The organism is Pseudomonas sp. AC112 (assembly GCF_979253545.1).
The window spans coordinates 4,888,095-4,900,505 of the sequence record NZ_CEEDCM010000001.1 but is presented as its reverse complement, the minus strand read 5'-3'; the positions used below and the strand labels follow the sequence as shown (position 1 = coordinate 4,900,505).

Below are 12,411 nucleotides of genomic sequence, written 5' to 3'. Positions count from 1 at the left end.
GTGTGTCACAAGATGTTCAATTTGAGCATGCATTGTCTTTGCTGACAAAGGCTTATGAGCTGTTTTTACTCATCCAGGCAAGCTTGGCAAAAGGCCTGCATGGCCTAGCCCCGATTACGACCACGCCTGATGCACAGAGTTGCAGAAACACCTGCTCACGCTAATCCACTCCAACGGCCGATTCGGGCTGGCCCCATGGCGCCATGTCGACAATAATCAGCACTGCGCACGCAGGTGTCATACCTGCCACTCCCCTCCCCTTCCGTAAGCCTGGATGCCATGCTGACCTGGTTACAACGCGATTCACTCACATTCCCTCCATTGGCCAAGGCCATGCGCGAACCCAATGGCTTGCTGGCCGCCGGTGGCGATCTTTCGGCCGAGCGGCTGATCCAGGCCTACCGCCATGGCTGCTTTCCCTGGTTCTCCGAGGGTCAGCCTATCCTCTGGTGGTCGCCCGACCCGCGCACCGTGATATTCCCCGACGAACTGCACGTATCGCGCAGCCTGGCCAAACTGTTGCGCCAGCAGCGCTACAGTGTGACCTTCGACAGGGACTTTGCCGCCGTCATCCAGGCCTGCGCAGCACCGCGCGCCTATGCCGATGGCACCTGGATCACCGAGAGCATCCAGGGCGCCTATCTGGAGCTGCACCAGCGCGGTTATGCGCACTCGGTAGAGGTCTGGGACGACGGCGAACTGGTCGGTGGCCTGTATGGCCTGGCGATGGGCCAGCTGTTTTTTGGCGAATCCATGTTCAGCCGCGCCGACAACGCCTCGAAATTCGGCTTCGCCACATTGACTCGTCAATTGCAGGCCTGGGGTTTTGTACTGATCGACTGCCAGATGCCCAACGATCACCTGCACAGCCTGGGTGCCCGCGCCATATCCCGCAGCGACTTCGCAGGTTTCCTGCGCGACCATCTGGACCAGCCCAACGCTGGACCGTGGGTTTCCTAGGCGACTTCTGCGCTCCTGGCTTACACTTATTTCAAAGCTTACCCGAGGGTTGATCATGACCGAGTTGGCGCGTTTGAAGTTTTATGCCACTCAACCCCACTCTTGCAGCTATCTGCCCGACGAGCAGGCCACCACGCTGTTCCTCGACCCCAGCCAGCCGATGGACGTGCATGTGTATGCCGACCTGTCGGAGATGGGCTTTCGGCGCAGCGGCGATCACCTTTACCGGCCTCACTGCCAGAACTGCAATGCCTGCGTACCGGCACGCATCCCCGTGGCGCAGTTTCTGCCGGACCGCAACCAGAAGCGCATCCTCAAGCGCAACGCCGACCTGACGGTGACGCCAGCCAAGCCGCGCTTCACCGAAGAATACTTCGACCTTTACCAGCGCTATATCGAGGAGCGGCACGCCGACGGCGATATGTTCCCGCCCAGTCGCGACCAATTTTCCACGTTCCTGGTGCGCGACCTGCCGTTCTCGCGCTTCTACGAGTTTCGTGCGGACGGTCGATTGGTGGCCGTCGCCGTGACCGACCTGCTGCCTAACGGGCTGTCGGCGGTCTACACCTTCTATGAGCCCACCGAAGAACGTCGCAGCCTGGGACGCTTCGCGATCCTCTGGCAGATTGGCGAGGCACTGCGCCTGGAACTGGAGGCGGTGTACCTCGGATACTGGATAAAGAACTGCAAAAAGATGAATTACAAGACCCAATATCGGCCCATCGAACTGCTGATTAATCAAAGATGGGTCGTGCTTAACTAGAACCCCTTGGCTTAAACACCCTTTTTCGGGCACAATGCACGCCGCTTTTGCCTGGCGCAGTTGCACCGGGCCATTCACTGGATACCGAGGGCTTTACTGCATGTCGAAAGAAGACAGCTTCGAAATGGAAGGCACTGTCGTCGACACCCTGCCCAACACCATGTTTCGTGTGGAGTTGGAAAATGGGCACGTCGTAACCGCGCATATCTCCGGCAAGATGCGCAAGAACTACATTCGTATTCTTACCGGTGACAAAGTGCGCGTCGAGCTGACGCCCTATGACTTGAGCAAAGGGCGCATCACTTACCGCGCTCGCTAAGCAAGTCAATACAAAACGCCCGGTTATGCCGGGCGTTTTTGTGTGTGCGCCATTTAACAGTCGCCACTTGACCCACAGTTGATCTTCACCGGTCGACAGATAGCGACCCACCCATTTATCCACGCAGCAAAAAGGCGCCTTTCGGCGCCTTTTGCTTTGTTGCGGTCAGCGATCAGGCCATTTCAGCCGTGGTTTCGAACTCGAAGGTCAGCTCGCCGTCCTTCAGGTCGATGTGCACCACGCCACCATGGTCGGAGAGTTCGCCGAACAGGATCTCTTCGGCCAATGGCCGCTTGATCTTGTCCTGGATCAGACGCGCCATTGGGCGAGCGCCCATCGCTGCGTCGTAGCCACCCTCTGCCAGCCAGTTGCGCGCCGCGTCCGTTACGTCGAGCTGCACGCGCTTGTCTTCCAACTGCGCCTGAAGCTCGGTAAGGAACTTGTCCACCACGCTTTTGATGACCTCATGGCTGAGGCGACCAAACTGGATAATGGTATCCAGGCGGTTACGGAACTCCGGCGTAAAGCTCTTCTTGATCACTTCCATGGCATCAGACGAGTGATCCTGATGCGTGAAGCCGATAGAAGCCCGCGCGGCCGTTTCGGCACCGGCGTTGGTGGTCATGATCACGATCACGTTGCGGAAATCCGCCTTGCGCCCGTTGTTGTCGGTCAGGGTGCCGTGATCCATCACCTGCAGCAGCAGGTTGAAGACTTCAGGGTGGGCCTTCTCGATTTCATCGAGCAGCAACACGCAATGTGGCTGCTTGGTGATCGCCTCGGTCAACAGGCCGCCCTGGTCGAAACCGACATAGCCCGGAGGCGCACCGATCAGGCGCGACACGGTGTGGCGCTCCATGTACTCGGACATGTCGAACCGCACCAGCTCAATGCCCATAGCCTTGGCCAACTGCCGCGCCGCTTCGGTCTTGCCGACGCCGGTCGGGCCGGCGAACAGGAACGAACCAACAGGCTTGTCCGGCGACTTGAGGCCCGCACGCGACAGCTTGATCGCGGTGGACAGCGAGTCGATGGCAGCATCCTGGCCGAACACGGTGAGCTTGAGGTCGCGTTCCAGGTTACGCAGCAGCTCCTTATCGGAACTGGTGACGTGTTTTGGCGGAATCCGCGCAATCTTGGCCACGATGTCCTCGACCTGAGGCACGTCGATGCGTTTGACCCGCTTCTCGACCGGCTGCAGGCGCTGATAGGCGCCCGCCTCGTCGATCACGTCGATGGCTTTGTCAGGCATATGGCGGTCATTGATGTAGCGTGACGCCAGCTCGGCGGCTGAACGCAAGGCCTCATCGGTGTACTCGATGCCGTGGTGCGCTTCGAAGCGCCCCTTGAGCCCGCGCAGGATGCCGATGGTGTCTTCAACCGAAGGCTCGGACACATCGACCTTCTGGAAGCGCCGCGCCAAGGCACGGTCTTTCTCGAAGATGCCTCGGAATTCCTGGAACGTTGTGGAACCGATGCAGCGGATATCACCCGACGACAGCAGCGGCTTGAGCAGGTTGGAGGCGTCCATCACCCCACCGGATGCCGCACCGGCACCAATGATGGTGTGGATTTCGTCGATGAACAGGATCGCCTGCGGGCGTTTTTTCAGCTCGCCAAGCAACGCCTTGAAGCGCTTCTCGAAATCGCCACGGTACTTGGTCCCGGCGAGCAAGGCGCCCAGGTCCAAGGAGTAGACGACACTGTTGGCCAGCAGGTCCGGGACTTGGTTATCGACGATGCGCTTGGCCAGGCCTTCGGCAATCGCGGTTTTACCCACGCCCGCCTCACCCACCAGCAACGGGTTGTTCTTGCGACGGCGTGCAAGGATCTGCGCTACACGCTCAACTTCAAGCTCACGCCCCACCAGCGGATCGATCCGCCCCTGGCGCGCCAGTTCATTGAGGTTGCTGGCGTAGGCATCCAGTGGATTGCCCGAAGAAGAAGACTCACCGCCCTCGTCGTCCTGCATATCCTGCTCACCCTCGGAATGATCGCCGTGCCCAGGCACCTTGGAGATACCGTGGGCGATGTAGTTGACGACATCGATACGGGCAACGCTCTGCTGTTTAAGCAAGAACACTGCCTGGCTTTCCTGTTCGCTGAAAATCGCCACGAGCACATTGGCGCCCGTGACTTCACGCTTACCGGAGCTCTGAACGTGGAAAACAGCACGCTGCAATACCCGCTGGAAGCCCAGGGTTGGCTGGGTCTCACGGTCCTCGTCATGCACGGGGATCAGTGGCGTGGTGGAGTCGATAAACTCCTGCAGGTCGTGCTTGAGTTTGTCGAGGTTGGCGCCGCACGCACGTAGAACGGTGGCGGCAGCTTCGTTATCCAAAAGTGCCAGCAGCAGGTGCTCGACGGTCATGAATTCATGACGCTTCGAACGGGCCTCCTTGAAGGCAAGATTGAGGGTGACTTCGAGCTCGCGGTTTAACATAGCTTCACCTCATACCCAAGTGGTCGGCGTTAACCGTCCTTCTCGATTTCACAGAGTAGCGGATGCTGGCTTTCCCTGGCGTACTGGTTGACCTGCATGGCCTTTGTCTCGGCGATGTCGCGGGTAAACACTCCACATACTGCCCGTCCTTCTGTGTGAACGGCCAGCATTACCTTGGTCGCCAACTCGCGGTTCAGGTTAAAAAACACCTCGAGTACTTCGACCACGAAATCCATCGGTGTGTAGTCATCATTGAACAAAACCACCTTGTACATCGGCGGCGCCTGGAGAGCAGGCTTGGCCTCCTGAACAGCAATGCCTGCAGAACCGTCGTCATCATGTTCCTGATCCGGTCGATCCTGATTGAATGTTAGTCGAATCTGGCTGTTTGCATGCATGGAAAGAAAGGTTCGTCAGTGGTTCAAATACAGTGGTGGGGGCGACCTGTCAGAATTTCAACTACTGACCGATCGGTCGCCTTGACTATCGGCGAAACGGTGTTACAACCAATAGAACCCACAGTGGGTAAAAAAGGTCCGCGCAGTCAACCTTATTTATTCGGGTTAGGACGGATAAACTGGATGATACTCCAGTGATGGAGTCTGGTGCAGAGGGATATGGGTATGTCTGGCGTCAAGATCAATGGCAAGGTCAAATGGTTCAACAATGCCAAAGGATATGGTTTTGTTAACGAAGAAGGGAAAACCGAGGACCTTTTTGCGCACTATTCAGCGATCATCATGGACGGATACAAAACGCTGAAAGCGGGACAACCGGTGAGCTTTGAGATTATTCAAGGCCCTAAAGGACTGCACGCCGTGAATATCGACACAGCGAAAGAAGTCATTGCTACCCCGGCAGCGCGTACGAGCGAAATAGAAAATAAACAAACGGCCTGAACCGCCGCCGAACGTGCAGCTTGCGATAAAAAAACGGCCACCCCAATCAAGTCGGGATGGCCGTTTTTTATGCCCGCATCATTACATATGCGAAATCAGCGCATCACCAAAGCCCGACGACGACACCAGCTTCGCACCGTCCATCAGACGCTCGAAGTCATAGGTCACGGTCTTGGCCGAAATCGCACCGTTGGTGCCCTTGATGATCAAGTCCGCCGCCTCGGTCCAACCCATGTGGCGCAACATCATCTCGGCTGACAGAATCAACGAACCCGGGTTGACCTGGTCCTTGCCCGCATACTTGGGCGCAGTACCGTGGGTCGCTTCGAACATCGCCACGGTGTCCGACAGGTTGGCGCCCGGCGCAATACCAATACCGCCCACCTCCGCCGCCAAGGCGTCAGACAGGTAATCACCATTCAGGTTAAGCGTGGCGATCACGTCATACTCGGCCGGACGCAGCAGGATCTGCTGGAGCATGGCGTCGGCAATGGCGTCCTTGACCACCACATTCTTGCCGGTCTTCGGGTTCTTGAACTGCATCCACGGGCCGCCGTCGAGCAGTGTGGCGCCAAATTCTTCGGCCGCCACTTCGTAGGCCCATTCCTTGAAGGCACCTTCGGTGAACTTCATGATGTTGCCCTTGTGCACGATGGTCAGCGAATCGCGGTCGTTATCCACTACATATTGCAGGGCTTTACGCGCCAGGCGCTTGGTCCCTTCCTTGGAGACCGGCTTCACGCCAATCCCGCAATCCTGGTCGAAACGGATCTTGGTGACGCCCATTTCTTCCTTGAGAAACTTGATCACCTTGATCGCTTCGGGGGAGCCGGCCTTCCATTCGATCCCGGCGTAAATGTCTTCTGAGTTTTCACGGAAGATGGTCATGTCCACATCGCCAGGCTTCTTGACCGGGCTGGGCACGCCTTCGAACCAGCGCACTGGGCGCAGGCATACATACAGGTCGAGTTGTTGACGCAGGGCCACGTTCAACGAACGGATGCCGCCACCGACCGGCGTGGTCAGCGGGCCCTTGATGGACACCACGTAATCCTTGACCGCGTCCAGGGTTTCCTGGGGCAGCCAGGTGTCCTGGTCGTAGACTTGAGTCGCTTTCTCGCCGGCATAAACCTCCATCCACGAGATTTTGCGCTTGCCGCCGTAGGCCTTTTCAACAGCTGCGTCGACCACCTTGATCATCACCGGGCTGATGTCGACGCCGATACCGTCACCTTCGATGTAAGGGATGATCGGTTGGTCAGGAACATTGAGAGAATGGTCTGCATTGACGGTGATTTTGTCGCCGACTGCCGGAACCTGAATCTTCTTGTATCCCATGCTGAACTCCATCTATGGATTGAACATCTGGCTGCGTTCGAGCCTACTCCAGATAAATGGCGACTGAAACCTCACGCCATGCTCATTTGCATCGAAAACAGCATAATTTGTCGCCTACAAGCCTGAAAGCAAAGGCAAAATCGCCAATCTTGAGCACATCGTGCGACTTTGGTCGCAACTTGGGCCCTGCGACCTTTAGACCAATGGACGACACACCTTTTGTATGAAGGCTCGGCGTAAGCATAGCGACCTATGTATAATGCCGCCGCTGACCAAAGAGTCACGACGGCCGACCGCTCTATAACAGTGCCCTCCGCCAGAAAAGCCGGACTAAACAATAGTCCACCCGCTTGACGCTCGACTGATGCAACCCAACATCACCGCGAAGAAACCTCGACATTTCGCTCATGGATGACTTTGAACGAACGCGCTCCACCCGGCGCATCTCGAGTTTCTGCGCACGCTTTCAGCAAAGAAGAGAGTTAATCCGAATATGCCCACCCGCTCGAAGATCATCTACACCTTCACCGACGAAGCCCCAGCCCTCGCCACCTATTCATTGCTGCCTATCGTAGAGGCCTTCACCGCTTCCGCTGATATTGCCGTGGAAACCCGCGACATCTCCCTCGCCGCGCGCATCCTCGCAAGCTTCCCCGAGCAACTGGGCACCAAGGCTATCCCGGACCACCTCGCCGAACTGGGCGACCTGGCCGTTACGCCTGAAGCCAACATCATCAAACTGCCTAACATCAGTGCCTCGACCCCGCAGCTGCAAGCCGCGATCAAGGAACTGCAGGCCCAGGGCTACGCCCTGCCGGACTACCCGGAAACCGTAACCACCGACGCGGAAAAAGAAACCCGTGCACGTTACGACAAGGTCAAGGGCAGCGCCGTGAACCCGGTACTGCGCGAAGGCAACTCCGACCGCCGCGCACCGCTGTCGGTCAAGAACTATGCACGCAAGCACCCGCACAAGATGGGCGCCTGGGCTGCCGACTCCAAGTCGCACATCGCCCACATGAGCAACGGCGACTTCTACGGCAGCGAAAAAGCCGTGCAGATCGAAGCCGCTGATGCTGTCAAAATCGAGCTGATTGCTCAGGATGGCACCGCCACCGTCCTGAAGGAAAAGACCTCGGTACAGGCCGGCGAAATCATCGACACCGCCGTACTGAGCAAGAAAGCCCTGCGCGCGTTCATCGCCGCTGAAATCGAAGACGCCAAGAAGCAAGGCGTGTTGCTGTCGGTTCACCTGAAAGCCACCATGATGAAGGTTTCCGACCCGATCATGTTCGGCCAGATCGTAGCCGAGTTCTATAAAGACGCCCTGGCCAAGCACGCCACCGTGCTGGAGCAGATCGGCTTCAACCTGAACAACGGCATCGGCGACCTGTACGCTCGCATCAAGGCCCTGCCGGCCGAGCAGCAAGCGCAGATCGAAGCGGACATCCAGGCGGTCTACGCCGCTCGCCCTTCCCTGGCGATGGTCAACTCCGACAAAGGCATTACCAACCTGCACGTGCCGAGCGACGTGATCGTCGACGCCTCGATGCCGGCCATGATCCGTGACTCTGGCAAGATGTGGGGCACCGACGGTCAACTGCACGACACCAAGGCTGTGATCCCGGATCGCTGCTACGCCACCATCTACCAAGCGGTCATCGAAGACTGCAAGGCCAATGGCGCCTTCGACCCAACCACCATGGGCAGCGTGCCAAACGTTGGCCTGATGGCGAAGAAAGCCGAAGAGTACGGCTCCCACGACAAGACCTTCCAGATCAAGGCTGACGGCGTAGTCCGCGTCACCGACAGCAAGGGCAACCTGCTGATGGAACAGAAAGTCGAAGCCGGCGACATCTTCCGCATGTGCCAGACCAAAGACGCGCCGATCCAGGACTGGGTCAAACTGGCCGTCAACCGTGCCCGCGCCAGCAACACCCCGGCCATTTTCTGGCTGGACCCTAAACGAGCGCACGATGGCGTCGTGGTCGAGAAGGTTCAGGCTTACCTGAAAGACCACAACACCGAAGGCCTGGACATCCGCATCATGTCGCCGGTCGACGCGATGAAGTTCACCCTGGAGCGCACCCGCAAGGGCCTGGACACCATCTCGGTGACCGGTAACGTACTGCGTGACTACCTGACCGACCTGTTCCCGATCATGGAACTGGGCACCAGCGCCAAGATGCTGTCGATCGTGCCGCTGATGAACGGTGGTGGCCTGTTCGAAACCGGCGCCGGCGGCTCGGCTCCAAAGCACGTACAGCAACTGGTTGAAGAAAACTTCCTGCGCTGGGATTCCCTGGGCGAGTTCCTGGCGTTGGCCGCGTCCCTTGAGCATTTGGGTGTGACGTACAACAACCCGAAAGCCCTGGTACTGTCCAAGACCCTGGACCAGGCCACCGGCCAGTTCCTCGACAACAACAAGTCGCCATCGCGCAAAGTCGGCAACATCGACAACCGCGGCAGCCACTTCTACCTGGCGCTGTACTGGGCTCAAGCCCTGGCCGCCCAGACCGAAGACACTGCACTGCAAGCGCAGTTTGGCGAACTGGCCAAGGCCCTGACCGCGAACGAAGCAACCATCGTTGCCGAGCTCAACGCCGAACAGGGCAAGCCAGTGGACATCGGCGGCTACTACGCGCCGAACCCAGAGCTGACCAGCAAAGCCATGCGCCCAAGCAACACCCTCAATGCGGCAATTGCCAAGTTGAAGTAAGGTTGTAAGGCGATACCACGAACCCCGGCCATGTGCCGGGGTTTGTGTTTTCAGGCCACTGCAAGGGAAGTGTTATCTCGAAAGACTCTAATGAACTGTTAGCTTTGACAGGTTACCTGACGCCCCCCAGAGACCATCCTGCTAATGCGGCTAATGCCCCAAAGAACAGGAGACACTCAAATGTTACACACCTATATTTCTGTACCGCTTTACGCTGTCTTACTTGCAGTGCTGCCATTAGCGAATGCCGGTCAAAATGTCCAAATAAGCTATTTTCTCCACGCCGACTTCACCTGCAAAAATGGCATCACAAAACCCGGATACAGCGTCTATGTAGTGGGGTCGCTGCCAGAGATCGGAAAATGGGACCCAGCTAAAGCCGTTTTACTCACCCCTTCGAATTACCCGACCTGGACCGGCTCGGTGGGATTTTCCAATGTTAAGCTCAATGAAAAAGTGGAATGGAAGTGCATTATCCGCAATGAGAATAACGCCTCAGACGTTCAAAAATGGCAGCCCGACCCGAACAACGAGGCAATACTGACATTTTCCCCGACAGTGCAAACCACTGGCACGTTCTAAGCCTTTCGACATTGCCAGGCGTATCATGCGGACACGATACACACCCCCCCCCCCGTACTTGAGACCCGCTTATGACCTGGCAACCCCACATCACCGTCGCCACACTCGTCGAAGACAATGGCCGCTTCCTGATGGTCGAAGAGCTCAAAGGCGGTCGCGCCGTGCTCAACCAGCCTGCCGGCCACCTCGACCCAAACGAAACCCTGACCGAAGCTGCCATCCGCGAAACCCTCGAAGAAACCGGCTGGGACGTCGAAGCCACCGGCATCGTCGGCATTTACCTGTACACCGCCCCCAGCAATGGCGTGACCTACCAGCGTGTGTGCTTCATCGCCAAAGCCCTGAAACACCACCCTGACTATCAACTCGACGAAGGCATCCTGCGTGCCCGCTGGCTGACCCGCGACGAACTGATGGACCTGCGCGACGACTGGCGCAGCGAGCTGATCATCCGCTGTATCGATGATTATCTGGCCGGCCACTGCCACAGTCTCGAATTGATCCGCCCTTCTCTTTAGCCTTGAAGGCCTGAGCCTGATAGAATCGCGTCCTTTTTCAAGACACCCGTTGAAACCCTATGCGTGATCCAGCCCCTTCTGACACACAAAAGAAGCGCGTCATCGTCGGCATGTCCGGCGGCGTGGATTCTTCCGTTTCCGCCGTTCTGCTCATGGAGCAGGGTTATGAGGTGGAAGGCCTGTTCATGAAGAACTGGGAAGAAGACGATGGAACGGAATACTGCACCGCCATGGACGACCTGGCGGACGCCCAGGCCGTGTGCGACAAGATCGGTATCAAGCTACACACCGCCAACTTCGCCGCCGAGTACTGGGACAACGTGTTCGAGCACTTCCTGGCCGAATACAAGGCCGGCCGCACGCCGAACCCGGATATCCTGTGCAACCGCGAGATCAAGTTCAAGGCGTTCCTCGACTACGCCATGATGCTCGGCGCCGACCTGATCGCCACTGGCCACTACGTGCGCCGCCGCGATATCGAGGGCCGCACCGAGTTGCTCAAGGGCCTGGACCCGAACAAGGACCAGAGCTACTTCCTGCACGCCGTCGGCGGTGAACAGATCGCCAAGACCCTGTTCCCGGTGGGCGAGCTGGAAAAACCCGAAGTGCGCAGGATCGCCGAGAAACACGGCCTGGCCACCGCCAAGAAGAAGGATTCCACCGGGATCTGCTTTATCGGCGAGCGCCGCTTCAGCGACTTCCTCAAGCAGTACCTGCCGGCGCAACCGGGCGAAATCCATACCACCGAAGGTGAAGTCATCGGCCGTCACCATGGCTTGATGTACCACACCATCGGCCAGCGCCAGGGCCTGGGCATCGGCGGCTTGAAAGATGCCGGTGAAGAACCGTGGTACGTGCTGGTCAAGGACCTGGAAAACAACGTGCTGATCGTCGGCCAAGGCAACGAGCATCCGCTGCTGTTCTCCGGCGCCCTGCTGGCTTCGGAAATCTATTGGGTCAACCCGATCGACCTGAGCACCCCGCGCCGCCTGACCGCCAAAGTGCGTTATCGCCAGAGCGACCAGCCCTGCACCCTGGAAAAAACCGCCACCGGCTACCGCGCCACTTTCGATGACCCGCAACGCGCGGTCACGCCTGGCCAGTCTGTGGTGTTCTACGACGGCGAAATCTGCCTGGGCGGCGGCGTGATTGAAGTGGCCGAAGCTTGGAGCAAATCGGCATGAGCCCGACCCAGGAGCAATTGACGGCGCTGGGCGGGGTCTTTCTCGCCGCGGTGCTGGTGGACAAGATCGCCAAGACCGGCCAGGTCACCGAAGCAGGCCTGACCTGCATGCTCGGCAGCCTGCTGATCCGCGACCCCAAGGACACCCTGGAGGTCTACGGCGGCGACGACCTCGCGCTGCGTGAAGGCTACCGCGCGCTGATCGGCGCACTGGAACGCGACCCCAGCACCCTGCAGCGCGAGCCGCTGCGCTACGCCTTGTCGATGCTCGGCCTGGAGCGTCAACTGGCCAAGCGTGACGACATGCTGGAAGTCATCGGCAAGCGTCTGCCGCAGATCCAGTCCCAGGTGGAACACTTCGGCCCGGCCCACGAAAACGTGATCGCAGCCTGTGGCGCGCTGTACCAGGACACCTTGAGCACCTTGCGCCAGCGGATCCAGGTCCACGGCGACATGCGCAACCTGCAGCAACCGAACAACGCCTCGAAAATCCGCGCCCTGCTCCTGGCCGGTATTCGTTCGGCGCGGTTGTGGCGCCAGTTGGGTGGTCATCGTTGGCAATTGGTGATCAGCCGTCGCAAATTGCTCAAAGAGCTTTACCCGTTGATGCGCAACGAATAAGTCGCACCAGCAGGCCTTTTTCAAGCCGTTACGCGTAATACGCCGGTCAGTTGGCAACGGACCGGC

12 protein-coding genes are annotated in these 12,411 nt (G+C 58.5%); 9 read left to right on the top strand and 3 right to left on the bottom strand.

What is annotated here, in order from left to right; translation table 11 throughout:
- The first annotated feature begins 279 nt into the window (after window positions 1-279).
- The 3 genes from aat (at window position 280) to infA (ending at window position 2,042) form a co-directional block, all read left to right on the top strand.
- Window positions 280-960, top strand: a complete 681-nt coding sequence (aat, locus tag AC0IYN_RS22780) for a leucyl/phenylalanyl-tRNA--protein transferase (protein WP_078049027.1) — start codon at window positions 280-282, stop codon at window positions 958-960.
- A gap of 55 nt (window positions 961-1,015) precedes the next feature.
- Window positions 1,016-1,723: an arginyltransferase gene (locus AC0IYN_RS22775; RefSeq protein ID WP_406597492.1), complete on the top strand. Its 708-nt coding sequence runs from the start codon at window positions 1,016-1,018 to the stop codon at window positions 1,721-1,723.
- Between the two features lie 100 nt (window positions 1,724-1,823).
- Window positions 1,824-2,042, top strand: coding sequence for a translation initiation factor IF-1 (infA, locus tag AC0IYN_RS22770; RefSeq protein WP_002553999.1), 219 nt, complete (start codon window positions 1,824-1,826; stop codon window positions 2,040-2,042).
- A gap of 172 nt (window positions 2,043-2,214) precedes the next feature.
- On the opposite strand, the gene clpA is transcribed toward infA, so the two are convergent.
- A complete protein-coding gene (clpA, locus tag AC0IYN_RS22765; RefSeq protein ID WP_025858957.1) occupies window positions 2,215-4,485 on the bottom strand; it encodes an ATP-dependent Clp protease ATP-binding subunit ClpA in 2,271 nt (756 codons plus the stop codon).
- A 29-nt stretch (window positions 4,486-4,514) separates the two neighbouring features.
- Window positions 4,515-4,883, bottom strand: coding sequence for an ATP-dependent Clp protease adapter ClpS (gene clpS / locus AC0IYN_RS22760; protein ID WP_005789091.1), 369 nt, complete (start codon window positions 4,881-4,883; stop codon window positions 4,515-4,517).
- A 225-nt stretch (window positions 4,884-5,108) separates the two neighbouring features.
- On the opposite strand from clpS, the gene cspD reads away from it, so the two are divergent.
- Window positions 5,109-5,384, top strand: a complete 276-nt coding sequence (gene cspD / locus AC0IYN_RS22755; RefSeq protein ID WP_457239992.1) for a cold shock domain-containing protein CspD — start codon at window positions 5,109-5,111, stop codon at window positions 5,382-5,384.
- An 81-nt stretch (window positions 5,385-5,465) separates the two neighbouring features.
- Here cspD and icd read toward each other — a convergent pair whose 3' ends face one another.
- Entirely contained in the window at window positions 5,466-6,722 is a 1,257-nt protein-coding gene (gene icd, locus AC0IYN_RS22750) for an NADP-dependent isocitrate dehydrogenase (protein WP_122729012.1), read from the bottom strand.
- Window positions 6,723-7,215: 493 nt separating this feature from the next.
- Here icd and AC0IYN_RS22745 point away from each other — a divergent pair, with 493 nt between their 5' ends.
- The 5 genes from AC0IYN_RS22745 (at window position 7,216) to hflD (ending at window position 12,345) form a co-directional block, all read left to right on the top strand.
- The gene (locus AC0IYN_RS22745) at window positions 7,216-9,441 is read left to right on the top strand and encodes an NADP-dependent isocitrate dehydrogenase (protein ID WP_471843354.1); all 2,226 of its coding nucleotides are present in this window, start codon (window positions 7,216-7,218) and stop codon (window positions 9,439-9,441) included.
- Between the two features lie 180 nt (window positions 9,442-9,621).
- A complete protein-coding gene (locus AC0IYN_RS22740) occupies window positions 9,622-10,023 on the top strand; it encodes a carbohydrate-binding module family 20 domain-containing protein (protein WP_457239991.1) in 402 nt (133 codons plus the stop codon).
- 71 nt (window positions 10,024-10,094) lie between these two features.
- Window positions 10,095-10,541 carry an NUDIX hydrolase gene (locus AC0IYN_RS22735; protein WP_406597496.1) on the top strand — a complete coding sequence of 149 codons (447 nt, stop codon included), beginning with the start codon at window positions 10,095-10,097 and terminating at the stop codon, window positions 10,539-10,541.
- A 59-nt stretch (window positions 10,542-10,600) separates the two neighbouring features.
- Window positions 10,601-11,725 carry a tRNA 2-thiouridine(34) synthase MnmA gene (gene mnmA / locus AC0IYN_RS22730; RefSeq protein WP_457248064.1) on the top strand — a complete coding sequence of 375 codons (1,125 nt, stop codon included), beginning with the start codon at window positions 10,601-10,603 and terminating at the stop codon, window positions 11,723-11,725.
- Window positions 11,722-12,345: a high frequency lysogenization protein HflD gene (gene hflD, locus AC0IYN_RS22725; protein ID WP_028616800.1), complete on the top strand. Its 624-nt coding sequence runs from the start codon at window positions 11,722-11,724 to the stop codon at window positions 12,343-12,345. The genes mnmA and hflD overlap by 4 nt, the downstream gene beginning before the upstream one ends.
- The last annotated feature ends 66 nt before the right edge of the window (window positions 12,346-12,411 follow it).